The organism is Acidisoma silvae, assembly GCF_020618775.1.
GTDB lineage: Bacteria > Pseudomonadota > Alphaproteobacteria > Acetobacterales > Acetobacteraceae > Acidisoma > Acidisoma silvae.
This window is the reverse complement of sequence record NZ_JAESVB010000006.1, coordinates 254,405-276,429: the sequence shown is the minus strand read 5'-3', so window position 1 is coordinate 276,429 and position 22,025 is coordinate 254,405. Positions and strand designations below refer to the sequence as shown.

At 62.1% G+C, this 22,025-nt stretch carries 6 protein-coding genes; 5 read left to right on the top strand and 1 reads right to left on the bottom strand.

Going from position 1 to position 22,025, the window contains the following annotated elements:
- Positions 1-228 precede the first annotated feature (228 nt).
- A complete protein-coding gene (locus ASILVAE211_RS15430; RefSeq protein ID WP_227322226.1) occupies positions 229-1,335 on the top strand; it encodes an AraC family transcriptional regulator in 1,107 nt (368 codons plus the stop codon).
- A gap of 7 nt (positions 1,336-1,342) precedes the next feature.
- On the opposite strand, the gene ASILVAE211_RS15425 is transcribed toward ASILVAE211_RS15430, so the two are convergent.
- Positions 1,343-2,119, bottom strand: coding sequence for an EAL domain-containing protein (locus ASILVAE211_RS15425; protein WP_227322225.1), 777 nt, complete (start codon positions 2,117-2,119; stop codon positions 1,343-1,345).
- A 474-nt stretch (positions 2,120-2,593) separates the two neighbouring features.
- Here ASILVAE211_RS15425 and ASILVAE211_RS15420 point away from each other — a divergent pair, with 474 nt between their 5' ends.
- The 4 genes from ASILVAE211_RS15420 (at position 2,594) to ASILVAE211_RS15405 (ending at position 22,000) form a co-directional block, all read left to right on the top strand.
- Positions 2,594-16,498 carry an AIDA repeat-containing protein gene (locus tag ASILVAE211_RS15420; RefSeq protein WP_227322224.1) on the top strand — a complete coding sequence of 4,635 codons (13,905 nt, stop codon included), beginning with the start codon at positions 2,594-2,596 and terminating at the stop codon, positions 16,496-16,498.
- Between the two features lie 72 nt (positions 16,499-16,570).
- Positions 16,571-17,569 (top strand): calcium-binding protein, encoded by a 999-nt coding sequence (locus tag ASILVAE211_RS15415; RefSeq protein ID WP_227322223.1) that lies wholly within the window; start codon positions 16,571-16,573, stop codon positions 17,567-17,569.
- Between the two features lie 193 nt (positions 17,570-17,762).
- Entirely contained in the window at positions 17,763-20,882 is a 3,120-nt protein-coding gene (locus ASILVAE211_RS15410) for a glycosyltransferase (protein WP_227322239.1), read from the top strand.
- Positions 20,883-21,100: 218 nt separating this feature from the next.
- Positions 21,101-22,000: a glycosyltransferase gene (locus ASILVAE211_RS15405; protein ID WP_227322222.1), complete on the top strand. Its 900-nt coding sequence runs from the start codon at positions 21,101-21,103 to the stop codon at positions 21,998-22,000.
- Positions 22,001-22,025: the final 25 nt, after the last annotated feature.

Genomic DNA, 22,025 nt, shown 5'->3' with positions numbered 1-22,025 from the left:
TTTCACGACAATGCGATATGTCAATGAACAATGTTGACAGATCAGGTATATTTGAATGGGCGCCCGCGGGTAAAGTCATAGCTTGATAAGGCATAAACTTGATATGGCGGGGGCATCCGGAATTTGACATTGGAACTCTTACTTGCCGATAAAAAGTACCAATGATTTACCCTCAAAAAACTAGTCGCTATGTGTCATGAGTTTGCATAAGCGACGTTGATGGGGCACATGCCGCAGCTATCTCATAATTTGCCTGAGGCTTACCCTTCCAACACATTCGGCGAGCGTTCTCGGCTGGAAGAAATGTGCTGGAGCGAGAGCGGCATTTTGGCGGCTGATCTGTCGGACTATATTCGTACTGCCGTGGCAGGCATGGCCGAGAAAAATTTTTTGCTGGCAGACGAAAAAGTCCTGACTGTATCACGTGATCTGTCATCGGATGACAGCAGTGTCTATATCAGCGATATATTGGAAGATATCGCGACGGCCAGCAATGATGCTCTGACCGGTGCCAAGCTAGGCATGAAATACCGGCTTTCGGACTTGTTGAGGCGAATCCTGCCGGCGCAAAGCGCGACCTCGCTCATTGTCGCCATCAAGCAGCTCTCCACACATTTCCAGCTTCTGCAAAGCGACGCGCGTCTCCATCTGGCGGTAGAGAGCGACTACGCAATGCTCGAATATCAATATCGAAATGGTATTAGCCCACGACGCAGACAGATGGCGGAGCTGATGGCCGCCATTCTGGTCAGGATCATGCGGAAGCTTTTGCCAGTGCAATACTGGCCGAAAGAACTGCATTTTGAGCATCTTCGCGGATCCGACCGTAATCAGATACGCGAGCTGTTTGAAATGCCGGTGAGTTTCGGGGCAAAGGCGACGACGATTCTGTTTCCGAGATCGGCATTGAATCAGACCTGCCTTCTGTTCAGGGAGTCTCCGGAATCTGACCTGTCGGCTCCATCAATGGCCACAATCCGACCGAATGCCTATCAATCGCTGGTTCCCAATATGGCCTTCTACATCCGTCGGTACATCGCGACGAATGCAGGCGGCATGGAGGAGATCGCGAAAGAACTGGGCGTGAGCCGGGCCAGCCTGTTTCGGCGCTTGTCGGCGGTGGGGCTCCAATTCACCGACATTGTCGCCTATATCCGCATGTCGACCGCCAAATATTATCTTGAGGAAACCGATGTATCGATTCATGACATTGCGTCATTGATCGGCTATTCCGAGCATAGTTCCTTTACGCGTGCCTTTGTGAAGTCCTTCGGCGGCGCGCCTTCCGAATTTCGACGGGGCAGGCGTCGCGCGACGGCTGTCCGCCTGCCGTGATTTCAGACTAGGCTGCATCGGCGGCCAGAAAATGAGACAGCACATCTGCGGGCATCGGGCGCGCAAAGACATAGCCCTGGCCGGTGGTAAATCCGAAGGATGTAATCAGATCGACCTGCTCCTTCGACTCCAGACCTTCGGCAACCGTCGTGAGCGACAAATCCTGCCCCAATGATGCCACGGCCTTTGCGATGGCATGGCTTTTATTTTCGGACACGGAGTTCTGCACGAAGGTCGCGTCGAGCTTGATCTTCGTGAAATTGCTGAACCGCAATGCCTGGAAGCTTGTATAGCCTGTTCCGAAATCATCGAGCGCGAGGGCGACTCCAAGGGCCGCGATCTCATCGGCATTCTGAGCGAATTGACGATGATCCTCGATCTGATGGGTTTCCGTGATTTCGATTTCCAGGCGTTTGGGGTCAAGCCTGCTATTGACGATGGCGGCGTGAATATCGGCCGCGAGCGCGGGTCTGCTGAAGGCGCGGGCTGAGAAATTAACCGCGATCTTGACCGATTCGGGCCAATGCACAGCATCGCGGCAGGCCTGCCGCAGGGCAAAGAGGTCGATCGGGCCGATGACATTCAGCGCCTCGGCGCGCAAGATGAAATCGGCAGGCGCCAGGCTGCCCATGGACGGATGCGTCCAACGGATCAGCGCTTCGACGGCATCGACCGCCTTGGTGCGAAGATTGATCTGCGGCTGATACGCCAGATGAAAATGGCCGGCATCGAGCGAGTTTTCGATCTCGTCATTCAATTCGCTAGCCGAGAAACTGTCCAACACTGCCCGGGGCTCCAATCTTCGTCATCGACGCGAAGACATGTCGCCGCTTCTATTTTATCTGGGGAAGCCGCGCCTTGTTAGCTGGTGTCATAATCAGCCGATTTGAAATTATCGCGAAGAAAAGACACCGCGCGCCCGCTGAGGCTTCCGCATGAACGTCGGCCGTTACGGCCCCGGCCACAAATGCGTTTGATCAAGACATGTCCTGATTAACACCCATTTTGTGACAGGCAGTCTGATGCGAGAGGTCAAGTCAGGTGGGCAGGGCTCCTGTATCCATAACCATAATTAGGGCATCGGTGCGATTGCGTGCCGGGGCCTTTGGCTAGGGCTTTGATAGCCTCCTTGGTTGACCATGTCCGCGTGCCATCGCGATGCGGACAGGCCAGCCTGGGTGGCGAGTGCGTTGTGGCGAATCCGGTGGAGTTGCGCGCTCCACGTGTTTGAACCGATCTCGTAAGTTAGGTGGATGCAATGGCAACTCAGTACGTCTCATCGGGCGTGGTCTCGAGCGGGTTGGTGCTGAGTGCGCCAGATCAGGCCGTGGTTATGAACGGCGGCACGACGGTGGGCGACACGCTGAGCGGCGGCACCGAGGTCGTATCCTCCGGCGGCACGGCGTCCGGCACAGTCATTAATGTCGGCGGCACGCAGGTCGTTTCCTCCGGCGGCGTGGCGAGCGGCTCTACCGTCAATTTCGGCGGCACCGAACTTGTCATGAACGGCGGCCTCGCCTCAGCCTTCATGGTCGAGGCCGGCGGCGTCGAAATGGTCTCGTCCGGCGGCACCTTGGCGGGCGGCACGGTCAGCTTCGGCGGGTCGGAAGTCGTCTATGCCGGCGGTCTGGCCAATTACGGCGCGGTGAGCGCGGGCGGCACGGTCTTCGTCTCCTCCGGCGGCGTGACCTCGGCATTGGTGGTCAGCACCGGCGGTTTTGAAGTCGTCTCCTCGGGCGGTAGCGCCGTCTCCACTATCCTCAGCAGCGGCGGCAGCCTGACTGTCTCCGCTGGTGGCGTGGCTGTCAGCGCGATCGTGTACAGCGGCGGCGTGGAAGATGTGTCCTCCGGCGGCACCGTCTTCGGCGGCTTCGTCAGCAGTGGCGGCACCGCCATTCTGGAATCCGGGGCCGTGTTGAGCGGCACAATGACGGTGACCGGGTCCGGCGCGGTTATCTCGGCGGCCGGCGCCACGCTAGTGACCATCAACGCTGTCTCGGGTGGCGTCATCAGCGGCGGCACCTATGGTTCCGGCGGCAATGACGGTGTTTTCTCAGGCGGCACGACCTTTGGCACCGTGGCCAGCAATGGCGGTTACGACATTGTGCTGGGCGGCACGGCGATCAGCGCCACCATCAGCAGTGGCGGTGTCCAGGCGGTCTATAATACTTCGGCGCTGGCGATAGGGACTGTCGTCAGCAGCGGCGGCACGCAGGCGATTTCGTCGGGCGGTGTTGCCAGTGGCACGATCGTCAGCGCGCAAACACTGAACCTGGGAACTTGGAACACGGCCTTCGGCCACACCGTCAGCGTGACCTCTGGGTCAGTCGGTGGTGGCGAGTTCGTGTCCTCCGGCGGCACGGCGGTCGGCACGACCGTCAGCAGCGGCGGCGTTGAGGTCATCTCTGTTGGTGGCACGTCGATCTCTGCGACAGTCCTCAGCGGCGGCTGGCAGGATCTCGGCTATTACGGAGCCAACGGCGGCACGGCCATCGGTGCGGTTCTGTCTGGCGGCACGCAGGAACTCGCGGTTTCCGGCCTTGCGATCAGCACGATCATCAGCAGCGGCGGCCTTCAGGAACTTCTGGGCGGCAACTCCTCCAATACGCAAATCAAGTCCGGTGGCACGGAACTGCTGGATGGCGGTGCTGTCAGCGCCACCAGTACGACCATCTCCTCTGGCGGCACATTGCTTGTCGGGTCCAACAGCGCACCGGGTGTTGCCAGCGGCACGACGATGCTGGGCGGCGCGGTCGAGATTGTGTCCTCCGGTGGCACCACGGTAGGCACGGTGGTCAGCAGCGGCGCGGTGGAAACCGTGTCGGCGGCGGGCGTTTTCCGCAGCAGCGTTGTCAGTTCCGGCGGCACGGAAGTTGTGTCCTCGGGTGGCGTGGCCAGTGGCACGACCGTCAATAACGGCGCGCGTCAGTCCGTCATGGCGGGCGGTAACGCCAGCGGCACGGTGGTCAGCAGCGGCGGCACGGAGGTTGTGTCCTCCGGCGGCACGGCGGTGGCGCCTGTCGTCTTGTCCGGCGGCACGCTGATCCTGCAATCCGGCGCGATCGAGATCAGCGCATTGACGGATGCGGGCGTGGTTTCCGCATCCGGCGCGCTGATCAGCGGCAGCGTGACGGTGCTGAGCGGCGGTGTCGCCAGTGGCTTGGCGATGCAAAGCGGCACGACCCTGACGGTCTCCTCCGGCGGCACGTCGGTCTCTGCGACGACGACCATCTCCGGCGGCACGGTCACCGTTGCGGCTGGCGGTGTCGAAAGCGCGACGACGATCTATGGCAATGTCTATGATTACGTTGCCGGCGTTGCGGTCAGCAACACGGTCAGCAACTCGACAGAGTGGGTGCTGTCCGGTGGTCTTGCCAGCGGCACCACCCTGGTTGCCGCCACCCAGATCGTCTCCTCCGGTGGCACAAGCATCGGCACGGTCATCAGTGGCGGCACGGCTGGCGCGGCCGAAGTTGTCTACGCGGGCGGCGTTGCCAACGCGACGGTCATCACCGGCAGCGGCACTGAATACATCTCGTCCGGCGGTGTCGCCAGCGGCACGGTCGTCCGTAGCGGCGGCGTTGAAACCGTCTATTCCACTGGCGTCGCCTCGGGCACGATCATCAGTGCTGCCGGCTATAGCGTTATCTCTTCCGGCGGCACCGAAATCGGCGCGACGGTGTCGAGCGGCGGCGTCCAGTATGTGAAAAGCGGTGGTTTTGCCAGCGGCACGGTGGTGTCCTCCGGTGGCGCGATCGCGGTTTCCTCGGGCGGCACCGAGTCCGGCGTCACGCTCTCCAATGGCGGTGCAGAATTCGTCAGCGGCACGGATAGAAACGCCACGGTCAAATCCGGCGGCGTACAGAACGCAGTGTCGGGCGGTGTTGCCAGCGGCACGACGGTTAGCAGCGGCGGCACGCAGGTTGTCTCCACCGGTGGCGTCGCCAGCGGCACGATCGTCAGCAGCGGCGGCACCGAAATCATCAGTTCCGGCGGCGTCGGGCGCGGCGATAGCGTCATGTCGGGCGGCACGGAGATCATCTCCTCCGGCGGCACGGAGACCGGTGGCACCTTGTCCAAGGGCGGCACGGAGATTGTCTCCTCCGGCGGCCTTGCGACCAATGAAGTCATCAGCAGCGGCGGCACCATCATCGTCGTCTCCGGCGGTGTCGCAAGCGGCATCACACTGCTGTCCGGCGCGGTGGAGATTATCTCCGGCGGCACGACCATCGGCACCATCGTCAGCAGCGGCGCGGTGGAAGCCGTGTCGGCGGCCGGCGTGTTCCGCAGCAGCGTGATCCTGTCGGGCGGCACGGAGACTGTCTTCTCAAGTGGCGCGGCGAGCGGCACCACGGTATCCAGCGGCGGCACGGAGATTGTGTCCTCCGGCGGTGTGGCGGCCGGCGCGACCGTCGCCTCTGGCGGCACATTGATCCTGCAATCCGGCGGGACGGAGACAGGCGCGCTGACCGATGCCGGTCTGGTGCAAGCGTCGGGTGCCGTCATCAACGGCAATGTCACGGTGCAGAGCGGAGGCCTCGCCAGCAACCTGGCGATGCAGAGCGGCACGGTGCTGACCATCGCTTCCGGTGGCACGGCTGTTTCGGCGGTGATGATGGCGGGCGGCACCGCGGTTGTCGCGGCCGGCGGCATCGAAAGTGCGACCACCGTCAATGTCGGTGCCCTTGACTATGTGCTGGGCACGGAAATCAGCAATAGCGTGATTGGCTCGACGGAGTGGGTCTCCTCCGGCGGTGTCACCAGCGGCGCCACGCTGATCGGCACGGTCTACGGGGGTACTACCTATACCGGTAACCAGTATGTCTCATCCGGTGCTACGGCCTATGGCACCGTCGTCAGCAGCGGTGGCCTAGAGGTCGTCTATACCGGCGGCGTGGCAAGCGGCGCGCTTGTCAAAAGCGGCGGCTCGGAAGCCGTTTTAACTGGCGGTGTTGCCAGCGGCACCATCGTCAGCAGCGGCGGCGTGGAAGTTGTCAACACCAGTGGCGTTGCCAGCGGCACGATCGTCAGCAGCGGCGGCACCGAGGTGGTGTCCTCCGGCGGCGTCGGGCGCGGCGATAGCGTCATGTCGGGCGGGCGGGAGGTTGTCTCCTCCGGCGGCACCGAGACGGGCGGCACGGTCTCCAGCGGCGGCACGGAGATCATCTCTGCCGGCGGTCTTGCGATCAATGAAGTCGTCAGTTCGGGTGGCACGGTCATCGTCGCTTCCGGCGGCGTGGCGAGCGGGCTGATCCTGCTGTCGGGCGCGGTGGAGATCGTCTCCTCCGGCGGCACGACGGTCGGCACGCTTGTCAGCAGCGGCGCGGTGGAAACCGTGTCGGCGGCAGGCGTGTTCCGCAGCAGCATCGTCAGTTCTGGCGGCACGGAAATTGTCTCTTCCGGCGGCGTGGCCTCGGGCACGATTGTGTCCAGTGGTGGCACGGAAACCGTGTCCTCCGGCGGCACCGTCTCCGGCGGCATTATCAGCAGCGGTGGCACCGCTGTGCTGCAATCCGGCGCGATCCAGATCGGCACGATGAGTGTGGTCGGTAGCGGCGGTGTGATATCGGCCGCAGGCGCGACATTGTATAATGTCAATGCTACCTCGGGTGGCGTCATCAGTGGCGGTACTTATGGTTCCGGCGCCAATGACGGCGTGTTTGCCGGCGGCACGACCTTTGGCACCGTGGTCAGCAACGGTGGCCAGGACATTGTGCTGGGCGGCACGGCGATCAGCGCCACCGTCAGCAGTGGCGGCGTCCAGCAGGTCTATTCCGGTTCGGCGGTCGCGAGCGGGACCGTCGTCAGCAGCGGCGGCACGCAATATTCCTATTCCCGAGGTGTGCTGAGCGGGACGACGGTGCTGAGTGGCGGCACTGAATTTGTATTTTCAGCCGGCACCTCCATTGCGACGACCGTCAGCAAGGGCGGCGTCGAATACGTGTCCTCCGGCAGCCTCGCCAGCGGCACCATTGTTAGCAGCGGCGGCACCGAGGTTGTGTCCTCGGGCGGCCTTGGGCGTGGTGATAGCGTCAAGTCAGGCGGCACGGAGATTCTGTCCTCCGGCGGCACGGAAACAGGTGGCACCGTCTCCAGCGGCGGCACGATCATCATTTCGGCCGGCGGTCGCGCGAATAACGAGACCGTCAATTCCGGCGGCACGATCATCGTCGCTTCCGGTGGCGTGGTCAGCGGCCTTGTCCTACCGTCTGGCTCCGTTGAAATCGTCTCCGGTGGCACGACGCTCGGCACCATTGTCAGCAGTGGCGCGGTGGAGACGGTCTCCTCCGGCGGCACCTTCATCAGCAGCATCGTCAGCAACGGCGGCACTGAGCTTGTGTCCGCCAGCGGCGTAGCGAGCGGCACCACCGTTGCCAGCGGCGGCACGGAGACCGTTGTCTCCGGCGGCACCAATGTCGGTGGCGTGGTGTCCAGTGGCGGCACGCTTGTTCTGTCCACCGGCGCGATCGAGACTGGAGCGCTGACGGATTCGGGTCTGGTTCGGGCATCCGGCGCCTTGATCAGCGGCAATGTCACGGTTTACAGCGGCGGTGTCGCCAGCAACCTGGCGATGCAGGCGGCCACGACGCTGACGGTCTTGTCCGGCGGCTCGTCGGTCTCCGCGACAACCACCTCGTCCGGCGGCACGGTCACTGTTTCGGCCGGTGGCTTCGAAAGTGCCACGACGATCTATGGCAATGTCTCTGATTTCGTTGCCGGCACCGCCGTCAGCAATATCGTCATCAGTTCGACGGAATGGGTTTCGTCCGGCGGCTTGGCCAGCGGCACGACACTGATCGGTGGCGGCCAGTATGTCTCGTCCGGCGGTACCAGCATCGGCACAGTCGTCAGCGGCGTCGCAATCGCAGGCTACGAAATTGTTCTCTCTGGCGGCGTTGCCAGCGGTGCGATCGTCAAAAGCGGCGGTTCGGAAGTCGTTAGTTCCGGCGGCGTTGCCAGTGGCACGGTCGTCAGCAGCGGCGGTGTTGAAATCGTCTATTCAACTGGTGTTGCCAGCGGCACGATCGTCAGCAGCGGCGGCTCGGCTGTTGTTCTGTCGGGCGGCGTCGCCTCCGGCACGGTCGTCAGCGCCCAGAACCTGAATCAATATGCCTGGGGCACGGCCTTCGGCAGCGCCATCGAGCTCACGACGGGTTCGGTCGGTGGCGGCCAGCTCGTATCCTCCGGTGGCACGGCCGTCGGCACGATCGTGGCCAGCGGCGGTGTCGAGGTTGTCTCCGTCGGCGGTACCTCCATCTCCGCGACAGTATTCAGCGGTGGCTGGCAGGAACTGGGCAACGCGAGTGTGGCCGGCGGCACGGCGATCGGCGTGGTTCTGAGCGGCGGCACGCAGGAAGTCGCCCTGACCGGCATTGCCATCAGCACCATCGTCAGCAGCGGCGGCGTTGAGGAACTGCTGGGCGGCAATTCGTCCGCGACCCAGGTCAAGTCAGGCGGCAGCGAACTTCTGGCGGGTGGGGTCACCGCCACCAGCACGACGGTATCCTCCGGCGGCACCTTGCTGGTTGGAACGGCCAATGGCAACGCTGGTATTGCCAGTGCAACGACTCTGCTCTCCGGCGCGGTAGAAATCGTCTCCGCCGGCACGACGATCGGCACTATGGTCAGCAGCGGCGCGGTGGAAACCGTGTCGGCGGCGGGCGTGTTCCGCAGCAGCATCGTCAGTTCCGGCGGCACGGAAGTCGTGTCCTCGGGCGGTGTCGCCAGTGGCACCACCGCAGCCAACGGCGGCACGGAGATTGTGTCCTCCGGCGGCACGGCGGCAGGTGGTGCCGTCTCCTCCGGCGGCACACTCATCCTGCAATCGGGCGGGTCCGAGACTGGCACACTGACCGATGCCGGCCTGATTCTGGCGTCGGGTGCGTCAATCAACGGCAATGTCACGGTTCTCAGCGGCGGTGTCGCCAGCAGTCTGACGATGCAAAGCGGCGGGGTGCTGACGGTCTCCTCCGGCGGCACGGCCGTTTCGGCGGTGGTGATGGCGGGCGGCACCGCGACCGTCGCGGCCGGCGGCATCGAAAGTGCGACCACCGTCAATATCGGTGCCTATGACTATGTGCTGGGCAGGGAAATCAGCAATACCGTTGCTGGCGCTACGGAATGGGTGTCTTCCGGCGGCGTGACCAGCGGCGCTACGCTGATCGGCGCTGCATCCGCAGGCACCGGCTTTACCGGCAACCAGTATGTCTCCTCCGGTGCCACGGCCTATGGCACAGTCGTCAGCAGCGGCGGCGTCGAAGTCGTCTATAGCGGCGGTGTAGCAAGCGGCGCGCTTGTCAAAAGCGGCGGTTCGGAAGCCGTTTTAACTGGCGGTGTCGCGAGCGGCACGGTCGTCAGCAGCGGCGGCGTGGAGGTAGTTAGCAGCGGCGGCGTTGCCAGCGGTACCATCATCAGCAGCGGCGGCACCGAAGTGGTGTCCTCCGGCGGCGTCGGGCGCGGCGATAGTGTCCTGTCGGGCGGCCGGGAGGTTGTCTCCTCCGGCGGCACCGAGACGGGCGGCACGGTCTCTAGCGGCGGCACGGAGATCATCTCCGCCGGCGGTCTTGCGATCAATGAAGTCGTCAGTTCGGGTGGCACGGTCATCGTCGCCTCCGGCGGCGTGGCGAGCGGGCTGATCCTGCTGTCGGGCGCGGTGGAAATCGTTTCCGGCGGCACCACGGTCGGCACCATCGTCAGCAGCGGCGCGGTGGAAACGGTCTCCTCTGGCGGCACCTTCATCAGCAGTATCGTCAGCGGCGGCGGCACGGAAATTGTGTCATCTGCCGGTGTAGCCTCGGCCACCGCGGTCAGCGCTGGTGGCACAGAAATTGTGTTCTCGGGCGGCGTGACCTCCAACCCCACGATTTCCAGTGGCGGCGTGGATGTTGTGTCCTCCGGCGGCACTTTGGTTAATGGCACGGTCGCGGGCGGTGGCACCGCCATCCTGCAATCCGGCGCGGTACTCAGCGGCACGGCAACGGTATCAGGCACCGGCGCGGTGATGTCGGCGGCCGGCGCCAAGCTGGTGACCATCAATGCGATCTCTGGCGGCGTCGTCAGTGGCGGCACCTATGGTTCAGGCGCCAATGATGGCGTTTTTTCGGGCGGCACGACTTTTGGCGCCCTGTTCAGCAGCGGCGGCATCGATGTCGTGCTGGGCGGCACGGCGATCAACGCTACCATCGCCAGCGGCGGTACCGAGCAAGTCTATAATAGCTCGGCGCTGACGATCGGGACGGTCGTCAGCAGCGGCGGCACGGAGGTCGTCTGGGCCGGCGGCGTTGCCAGTGGTACGATCGTCAGCGCGCAGCCGGCGACGGTTTTGTCCACCTACGGCACCTTGTTCGGCGCCACCTTGAAGGAACTCGCCAACTTCTACGGTGGCGAGGTGGTCTCCTCCGGCGGCACGGCGGTCGGCACGGTCGCCAGTTCGGGCGGTGTGATCCTCGTATCGAGCGGCGGCACGACGGTTTCCGCGATTGTCATGAGCGGTGCTTACGAACAGTTGGGCTATTACGGGGCGACTGTCGTTGGCGGCGGCACGGCGATCGGCACCGTTCTGTCCGGCGGCACGCTGGCGATGGACGCGGGCAATAGCGGTGGCACCGAAATCGCGATCGGCACGATCGTCAGCAGCGGTGGTGTGCTGGCGGAACTCACCAGCGCGACGACCTCGAACACGCAGATCAAGGCTGGCGGCACGGAGTTCCTGTGGAACGCGACCGACCGCGCCATCAGCACGACCGTCTCCAGCGGCGGCACGCTGTTTGTTTCGGGTATTGCCAGCGGCACGACGATGCTGGGCGGCGCCACGGAAGTGGTGTCTGGCGGCACCACGGTAGGCACGGTGGTCAGCAGCGGCGCGGTGGAAACTGTGTCTGCGGCGGGCGTGTTCCGCAGCAGCATCGTCAGCAGCGGCGGCAGCGAAGTTGTAGCCTCTGGTGGCGTCGCCAGCGGCACGGTGGTCAGCAGCGGTGGCACGGAGGTTGTGTCCTCCGGCGGCACGGCGGTGGCGCCTGTCGTCTTGTCCGGCGGCACGCTGATCCTGCAATCCGGCGCGGTCGAGATCAGCGCATTGACGGATGCGGGCGTGGTTTCCGCGTCTGGCGCGCTGATCAGCGGCAGCGTGACGGTGCTGAGCGGCGGTGTCGCCAGTGGCCTGGCGATGCAGAGCGGCACGACGCTGACGGTCTCCTCCGGCGGCACGGCGGTTTCGGCGCAGACCAGCAACGGCACGACCGGCACTGTGCTGGCGGGCGGCACGACGATCGGCACGACGGTCTACGGTGGATCCTACGACTATGTCGCCGGGACCGAGATCAGCGCGACGGTCATCAGCTCGACGGAATGGATTTCGTCTGGCGGCGTGGCAAGCGCGTCGACGATCAGTGCATCCGGTGAGCTGGTCTCGTCTGGCGGCACCGCGATCAGCGCCGTGCTGATCGGCAATGCCTCCTATGTCGGCAATCAGGCGGTCTATGCCGGGGCGACGGCGCTGGGGACGGTCGTGTCCTCGCGCGGTCTGCTACAGGATAGCGGCGTTGTCAGCGGCGCTATCGTCAGCAGCGGCGGCACGGAAGTCATCAGCTCGGGCGGTGTCGCCAGCAGCACGGTGCTGCTGTCCGGCGGGGTTGAGATTGTCTCTTCCGGCGGCCTGACGGTCAGCACCATCGCCAGCAGCGGCGGCGTCGAAATCGTTTCGGCCGGTGGCACCTTCATCAGCAGCCTGATCCGCTCCGGCGGCACGGAAATCGTCTCTGCCGGTGGTGTGGCTTCGGGCGCGGTCGTCAGCGGCGGCGGCACCGAGATCCTGTCTTCGGGCGGTACGGTGCTGAGCGGCACTGTCTCCTCCGGCGGCACGGTGATTTTGTCCTCCGGTGGTAAGGACTATTACGAGACCGTCAGCAGCGGCGGAACGGTTCTCATCTCCTCCGGCGGCCTGGTATCCAGCGGCACCCTCTCTTCGGGTGGCACCGAGCTGATTTCCTCCGGCGGCACGGTCTATACGCAGACCGTCTACGGCAACGACTACGTCTCCGCTCGCGGCCTCGCGTTCAGCGATATCCTGTCCGCTGGTGGCACGGAAACCGTCCTGTCCGGTGGCACGACCTTCTATGCTGCCGTCCGCAGCGGTGGCGTGGAATCCGTGCAATCGGGCGGTTTGGCCTATCTGGCCTCCGTGTCCTCCGGCGGCACCGAAGTCGTCTCCTCCGGCGGCACGGCGGCCGGCGCCAGCGTGTCCTCGGGCGGCACGCTGATCCTGCAATCCGGCGCGATCGAAACGGGTGTTGTCACCGTTCTGGCCGGCGGCACGGTGCTGGATACCAGCGCCACTGTCACCAGCGCGGTCATCTCCGGCTATGCCAGCGGCCTGGTTCTGTCCTCGGGCGGCAAGGCGCAGGTCTATAGCGGCGGCACAACCTCCGGCATGGTGGTGAGCGGCGGCGGTGTGGCCACGGCCTATGCGGGCGCTGTCGTCAGCGGCACGGTTCTGAGCGGCAATGGCACGTCGGCGGGCAACTTGGTGCTGTCCTCCGGTGCCAATGCCAGCGGCACAGTCGTGCGCAGTGGCGGTCAGGAGCTGGTCACGAATGGTGCGACGGCGACGAGCGACAGCGTCAGTTCGGGTGGCACGGTCGCCGTTTCCTCCGGCGGTGCCGCGACCGGCGACACCATCAGCTCCGGCGGCACCATCATTGTCTCCTCCGGTGGCGTCGCCAGCGGCACGACGCTGCTGTCAGGCGCGGTCGAGATTGTCTCCTCCGGCGGCCAGACGGTCAGCACTATCGTCAGCAGCGGTGCGGTGGAGACGGTTTCCGCCGGCGGCACCTTCGTCAGCAGCCTGATCCGTTCCGGCGGCACGGAAGTTGTTTCCTCCGGCGGCGTTGCCTCGGGTGCCGTCGTCAGCGGTGGCGGTATCGAGATCGTCTCCTCGGGCGGCGTCGCCTCTGGGGTCGTCGTTACCAGCGGCGGCGTGCAATCCGTGCAGACCGGCGGTCTTGCCAATCAGGCAACCGTCACCTCGGGCGGCACCGAGATCGTCTCCTCCGGCGGCGTAACCTCCGCCACGACAGTGTCCTCGGGCGGCACCGAGATCGTCGCCTCCGGTGGCGTGGCTTCCGCCACGACCGTCACCTCGGGCGGCACGGAAATCGTCGCCTCCGGTGGCAGCGCCGGCGGGGTCGTCCTCTCCGGTGGCACGCTCTCCGTCGCCTCGGGCGGCATCGTCACCGGCGGGGTCGTGCTCAGCGGCACCGGCGATACGGTCGTCTTCTCCGGCACGTCGGAAACCGGCGTCACCGTCAGCGGCTTCCAATACGGCCAGAGCGACCAGATCGTTCTCGCCAGTGTGCCTTATGACGCGACGGCGACGACATCGTTCAATTCGGCGACGGACGTTCTGACGATCACGACCAGCGGCACCAGCTACACGGTGCAACTGGCGGGTGATTATACGAACGAGTATTTCACCCTCTCGAAAAGTGCCACGGGCGGCACGGTCATTCAGGTCGCTTGCTTCCTCAAAGGCACGCGCATTGCGACGGCCGAAGGCTCGACCGCAGTGGAAACCTTGCAGATCGGCGATGGGGTGATGACCAAGGATCGCGGCATCCAGCCGGTCAAATGGATCGGCAAGCGCCGCTACAGCGCCGAAGTGATCCGCCACAACCGTGACCTGATGCCGGTCCTGTTCAAGGCGGGTTCTCTGGGGCAGGGCGTGCCAGTGGCCGATCTACAGGTCTCGCCCGAGCACGGCCTATGTGTGGACGGCGTCATCGTGCCGGCCTGGGCCTTGATCGACGGTGACCGCATCACGCAGCCCGGACGGGAAGCGGCGATCGAATACTTCCACATCGAACTGGAGCAGCATGACGTCATCATCGCCGAGGGCGCTCTGACTGAGACTTTCGTCGACGACAACAGCCGCAAGATGTTCGACAACGCGGCCGAATTCGATCTGCTCTATCCCAGCTTCGGCGACCGGACGGCGATCTATTGCGCGCCGCGTCTGGAAGACGGCAGCGAATTGGTGGCGCTGATCGCGGGGATCAAGCAGCGTCGGGCCGCGCCGGCCGAGCAGGATCCGCAGACGCAGCATGAGAAGGCCGCAGGCTTCGTCGAACAGGTGAGCGACGACGCCCTGATCGGCTGGGCTTGGGACAAGGCCAATCCGGATGTGCCGGTGCTGCTCAACGTCACCTGCAACGGCCGTTATACGGGCACCATTCTGGCCTCGGCCTATCGCGAAGATCTGGAAGACGCGGGTATCGGCAATGGTCGTCACGGTTTCGCGCTGAACTGTGGTCTGTTCGACTTCGTTGACGGGGCCGCGGCCATCGGCATCACGCGCCAATCCGATGGCATGTCGCTGGTCGGCTCGCCCTTCATTGTGACGAAGGGGGATGACCCGGAGCCGGATCCGGAAGACGAGGATGATGCACCCGCGATCGTGCCGGATGCCATCAGCTTGCTCGAAGGCGTCTTCGAGCAGGCAAGCTTCTCGGAACTGTCCGGTTGGGCCTGGGACCGGCATAACCCGGAAGGCCCGGTTGTGATCACGGTTCACGACAACGGGCAACTGCTTGGGCAATTCATGGCCAACCGCCATCGGCGGGATCTGGAAGAGGCCGGCATCGGCAATGGGCGCCACGGCTTCGTCGTGACGATCCCGGGCGGCCTCTCTCCGCTGTCGCGCCACCGCATCGAAATCACGGTGGGCGCGGATGTGATGCTGGAAGCTTCACCGAAACTGCTCGAGCCCAGCGCTGATTTCGACGAAGCGCTGGAAAATGCGGTGGCGGGGGCGGTTGCCCGGCTCCAGAATCTGGACGAGCATGATCGCGTCACGTCGTTTCTGGTGGCCCAGGCCGATCGGCTGATCCAGAAACAGGCCGATCAGGAAAGCCAGAAGCAGAAGCGATCGGATTATGCCGCGTTCAAAAGGCGGTGGGGGGCACTTGCCGTCGCCGACCATGCGGCGGATGCGGTGATGCATCCCGGCCAGCGCGCGCTGTTCATTGACGAAGTGACACCGCAGGTCAATCACGATGCCGGGTCATGTGCCATTCTGTCGCATATGAAGGCGCTGACGGAACTGGGTTTCCATGTCACATTCGCGGCTGCGCAGACGATCGACGGCCAGGTTGCGGCGAATGCGGATTTGCAGGCGCGGGATATCGCCGTCTGTAGCGCGCCCTATTACATGTCGGTGGAGGAAATCCTCAGCCGTCAGGCTGGCTGTTTCGATGTCATCTACCTGCACCGCCAGTCGACCGCCGCCAAATATCTTTCCCTCGCGCGGCACTACTATCCGAATGCGAAAATCATCTACAGCGTCGCCGATCTCTACCATCTTCGCACGATGCGCCAGTCGGTGGCGGAGCATCGGCCGGAACTGGCCATCGAAAGCCAGCGTCTGAAGCTGATTGAGTTTACCCATGCGGCGCTGGCCGATATCGTGGTCACGCATTCACATGTCGAAGCAACGCTCATCCGCAACGCGGTGCGCGGCGCGCGTGTCTTCACGGTTGGGTGGGAACACCCGACCGGGGACGCACCCGCACCGGCGGAGCAGCGCGGCAATATCTGCTTTGTCGGGAATTTCGCGCATCGTCCGAACGTAGACGCTGCCGTCTTTCTGGCCGAACAGATCATGCCTCTGGTCTGGGAGCAGGAGCCTTCCATGATCTGCGGCTTGATCGGCACGGGCGCGGATAGCAGCATCAAGGCGCTGGCATCGGACCGTGTTCTTGTCTTGGGTGCGGTGGACGATATCGGCGCGGCGCTCGGGGCGTTCCGTCTGTCCGTCGCGCCGCTCCGCTTCGGCGCCGGCGTCAAAGGCAAGGTTCTGTCCAGCCTCGCGCACGGCTTGCCCTGCATCGTCTCGCCGATCGCCGCCGAAGGGCTTCCGTCGGATGGGCTGATGATCGTCTCCGACCATGACGCGCGCAACTTTGCTAACGCTATCATCGAACTCTACCGCAATCCCGCACGCTGCGAGGCGCTCAGCCAAGCAGGGATGCGCGTTGTGAAGAATGGCTATTCAGATCAATCCGTCAGAGATGAACTAGCCGTGGCAATCGGCATAACGGCCACAGCGAGTGCACTGTCACCGTACGACCAGGCCACGATACGTCCTTATCCGGGATCGGCAAGATTATAGCGCAATTCGCGTTGGATAACTTGTCCCGGTTCGGGGCGGATTTAATAGTGCTAGTGCATAGGAATAAGTGACATGTCCGACAACGCCACGGTAACTGGTGGACAAACACTCTCTTGGGATTTTACGGGTAGCAACTACACGGCCACGTCGAACGCCCAGTTTGCCGCCCTCTATTCGGGAACGGTCGCGAGCTACTCGGGAACGGGTGACGTGCCGACCTCTTCGGACAGCAATGTTCTCTATATTGCCGCCGGAACGATGGCGGCCGTGCCGACGCAATATGTCGCGGTCTATGATGCATCGACCAGCGACACGATCGTCGGTGGCGAAAATGCATCGGCCTACTTCCTGGAAAACAACACGACGCTCCAGCTGTCCGCCGTCGATCCCATTGTCTATGCCAAGGGCGACGATCTGGTCATGCCCGGCAGCGGCGACACCACGATTTACGCGGGAACGGGGTCCGTCTCGGTTTCTGGCGGCACCGGCAATCTTGTCTTCTACGGCGGCACCGGGGCGGCCTCCGTCAGCGGTGGAACGGGAACGGAACTCCTGTTTGGATCGACCGGCACGGGCACGACCTATTTGCAGGCAAGTTCCGGGAACAGCACCTTGTCCGGCGGCTCCGGCACCGGCGCGACGACCATGATCGGCGGCACCAATACCACCGAATTCGCCGACGGTACGGGAGATGTAACGATGGTTGCAGGCACGGGTGATTCGCAGCTCAACGGCATGACCGGCACGGGTGATGAGATCATGTTCACCAGTCCCATTTCCAACACCGGAACCGCTGTATTCGGTCTCAATAATGCTGCCGATACCGTTATCGCCGGCACGGGCCAGTCTACCATTGTCGGCGGAACCGGCGATGACGTCTTCGGCTTTGTGGATGGACATGCCGGCGGTTCGGTCGTCATTGAAGGATTTCATACGGGGGATAATCTGGCCTTCGGCAATTATTCGGGCTGGGCGATCGCATCCGAAACCGTGGTCGATGGCAGCGATGTCATGACACTGACGGATGGCACGCAGATTACGTTCCTTGGTGTGGATCACAAGTTTTTCTGATCATCTGGTTGCGGCGGTCGGCTGATTGGATCTCACAGACGAAAGCCAAGATCCGCACAAAGAAGGCAATCTCGGGCGTGGTCGGCTTGCCGGGTGACGCATCATTGGGCATACTGGCTAGCCACCATTGAGCATACACCCGAAGGTGCGGTGCTTTCGTGGCAAAACCCCCGTCCCGGATTAGTTAAGCGTGATGCAGACAGAGCCAGTTTCGGAAACGACTCTCGACCTGATCTACGATCTGGGTGACCGCTTTTCCGGCAAGTTGGAGCCGATAGAGCGCTACCTTGCCAGCATGGCCGGGGCGGAGAGCGACACTGAAACGGCGGAGCTTTTGCTGCGTGCCAGCACGGCGCTCCTGGAGCATCGCCCGCGGGACGCGGTCGATATTTTGAATTATGGCCAGCGCAGGGCCGTATCTAACCGCGCCATGACCTTGGCGATCGGCGAGATCAAGCTGCATCTGCGGGACAATACCTGCGTCGAGCAGTTCGACTTTCTGTCGACGCAGTCACCGGCAAAATTCGCAGGCCTTTTTACCGCTGCCGCCAGGCTTATGGCCGGCGATATCGACAGAGCGGCGGCGGCTCTGAACAAAGCACTTCGTCACTATATGGTGCCGCCAGGCGCCAGCGTCAGGGACGTGGCGGGCCAGATCGCAGATCAATCCGAAGCGCAAGGGTGGTGTGGCTTCGGCGACGCCGGCACCCTGCATATCGGGGGCAAGGCCCATGCCCTGGGGGCAGCCGAGATCACGGTTCTTCTGGACGATAAGCCTATCCGGCTGGGTGACGCGGATATTCGGATCGCGGACGGATATACGGAAGTCATCTTGCCGGACCTATGGCATCTGGCGAAGTCAATCTCGGTCTTCAACAAGCGTTTGCCGCTGATTGGCAGTCCGATTGTCGTGGCCGATGCTCTGGCGCATATTTCTACAATCTGGCTCGACCGCGGTCGTATCTGCGGCAAATCCTGGTATCCGGGCCGCCCTTTGATGTCGCCTTCCGTCGTTTTGGTCGATGCAGAGGACGGAAAAATCCTGTCCGATCGTCCGGAGCGGGTCGCGGCAGACGACGCGGATTATGCCTCTCTGCAATTTCAAAGACATTTCCAGTTTGATCTGACATCGGACATGCATCACCTCGATGCTTTCGCGGTGCGAGATAGCTATGGGCGCATCTTTGTCGGTAGTCCCATTCGTCCTTTTCATCAGATCAAAACCAATCGCACATTGGTTTGCGCCATCGCCGCGCGCTATCCGGCGGGGGCGGATGCGGAGGGGAATGAGGCTGCTGCGGGCATTCCGGCCTTGTCCGATTTCAGCCTGGTTCCGGATTTTCCCGGCTTGCCGCCCGAGACGACGCCGTTCGTGGCGCGGGATCCGCTTGTCGTTATTCCAGTCTATCGCGGGCTGGAGGTGACGCTGGCCTGTATCGATTCCGTTAGAAAGCATTCAGCGGCCAGCGTCGAAATTCTGGCGGTCGTCGACGATTCCCCGGACCATGAACTGGTCGCACGGCTCAAAAAACTGGGACAATCTCGAAAAATCACTCTGATCCTGAAACCCCGGAACGAGGGCTTTCCGGCAACGGCGAATGTCGGGCTTCGCGCGGCGATTGATCGTGGGCGCGACGTCATTCTGCTGAACAGTGACACGATCGTCACAGACGGTTGGATCGAGCGGCTGCAAAGACCGCTTCTGTCCGACCCGACCATCGGCACCATCACGCCATTGTCCAATGCGGCGTCGATCCTCAGCTTTCCCAGCACGAAGACGGTGAACGCCATTCCGACCAGCCGTGAGGCCGACGAGATCGCGGCGCTCGCCTATGCAGTGAATGGCGATACGACGGTTGAAATGCCAACCGCTCACGGTTTCTGCATGTATATACGGCGGGACTGTCTGGTTCAGACGGGCGTCTTGCGGCAAGACGTTTTCGGGTTGGGTTATGGAGAGGAGAATGACTTCTCTCTGCGCGCAAGCCACCTTGGCTGGAAACATGTGGCGGCGACGGGGAGCTATATCGGTCATATCGAAAGCCAGTCCTTTACAGATTCAAAAACGTTCCTTCTCGAACGAAATTTAAAACGTCTGAACCGCTTGCATCCTGGCTATGACCAAATGATCGCGGATTGGGTTAAAGCCGATGCGCTTCAGCCGTTTCGGAGCAGACTGCTCATCGCTCTTTGGAAGAAGCGCCTGGCTGACCGTGAGACGATTGTTCTGGTGACTCACAACCGGGACGGCGGCGTCCAGAAATTTATCGACTATCGTGCGGGTCTGGCGCGCGACGCAGGTAAGTTTGTGCTGGTTATGCGGCCGGGCAAAAATCAAAAGACTGATCAGGTCGGCTATCTTGAGGACTATTTCTCGCCGCGGAAAGACAAGCTAACACTCGATCTGTCGGGTGAAGGCAATCCGTTTTCGTTGACTTTTGAAGATCTGGCCGTGGCATCGATCGAACTGCATCACACGATAGGCTGGTCGAGCGAGGTGATCGCCCATGTGCTTCAGGCTGCAAAATGCTATGACATGTTCATCCACGACTATTCCTGGTTTTGCCCACGCATCACGCTGACGACCGGTGAAAACCGCTATTGTGGTGAGCCCCCGGTCGAGGCCTGCGAGGCCTGTGTGGGGGAATACGGCAGCACGATTGATGAGGTGATCTCAGCACGGTCTCTTATTGATCGGTCCCAGGCCATTCTTGCCGGCGCGGACAATGTGTTTGTTCCTTCAGTCGATGTCAGCCGCAGAATGGCCAGACGTTTTGCCGTTAAGCCGAGGGTTGCGCAGTGGGAAAAAGGGACGTCGATCCCTGCAACGCTCAAATCTGTCGAGAGTTCCAAAGGTGGCAAGCGACGCATTTGCGTCGTGGGCGCGATTGGCCAGGAAAAGGGTTTTAAGATTTTGCTGGACGCGGCCCGTTGGGTGCAGCGAAAGGGGCTTGATATTGAATTCCGCATCGTCGGCTATACCTGCAATGATCGTGCTTTGCTGGAAACCGGCTGCGTCTACATCACCGGTGGCTATCAGGAAGCTGAGGTCATTTCCCTGATCAAGGCCCAGGACGCGGCATTTGCATTTTTCCCTGCCGTCTGGCCCGAAACTTGGTCATTTGTTCTTAGTCAGTGCTGGGAAGCAAATTTGCCGGTATTGGCCTTTGATATAGGGGCGCCGGCAGAGCGAATTCGGCAAACCGGCGGCGGCGGCTTAATCCCCCTCGGGCTGCCGATATCGAGACTCGTGGAATCGATGCTGCGCTTTCACTCGAATCAAGAGGAACTTGGCTTGGACATGGCTGGCTGACGTCGATGTCGGATCATCCGCTAAGTGCGCCGAGATTTGGGCTCTTTCAGAAAAATGTTGTTCGATCCAAATGCATACCTAGCCAAAAACTTTTTGAACGCCTTCCTCAGGAATCGGGGCTTCCTTATATTCAAGTCGATTTCTGATTTTTGACTGTTGAGTTGCATTAACTGCGGCGCCCTGATTGTGCGGACGTAATTTGCGCTGGGATCTAAAAAATGAAATGGTATCTGGCGCTCAATGAAGGCGGTACGCGCGGCGATATCGGCCTGCATACAAAGCTGGCTGTTCTCTCCGCCTTGAAACATACGGAGCTTGCGCCTCGTCTGCTCTACACGGGGGATCGCAATCCTTTCACGGCTTGGTTGGAAGAGCGCGGTGTCAAAGTCATCGATTCGCGCCTTCCTTATTTAGCGGTGATTGAGGAACTGGCGGCAGCTGGGCGCTATCATATGCTGACGGTCGGACATTGGCTCCGAACCAATGTCTGCCTCGAAGAGCGAGAGGATGAGCACGTCTTCTATTCTGATGTCGATGTTCTGTTTTTGAAGCGGCCCGAGCTTGAAACCATCTGTCCGCGCTATTTTTCGGCTGCTCCGGAATTTGACCGGACAAGCTGGAATTACTTCAACGCGGGCGTCATGGTGCTGAACCCGCAGAACATGCGTAGCGATTACGAAGAATTTGAACGCTACCTGGTCACGACGCTGCGGGAGAAGACCCACAACTTTCACGACCAGATCGCTTATAATGAGTTCTACCGCGGACGGTGGGACAGACTGCCGCTGGAGCTGAATTGGAAGCCTTACTGGAGCCAGAACGACGCAGCGGCGCTACTGCATTTTCACGGTCCGAAGCTTGGTGCGATAGCGGCCATCGTCGAAGAGCGTTGGAATTGGGAGAGCAATCACGGCAAGCAGATCGGCAGCCTTTTTATCAAGCATTTCCCAAGCTATCTTGAGGCGTTCCAGAAGATAGAAAGCTACATCCCAGCGCTGAACGCTGCTGAACAGGACTATTTAGGGCGTCTTTTGTTAAGATTGCGATCCTATGATCCGGCGGTGCATTTTCAGAAAGTCGATGTCAGCTTCATGAATTTTTGTATGTTTCCTGAATGATTAAGCCAGGCAGTGGCCATGGTGA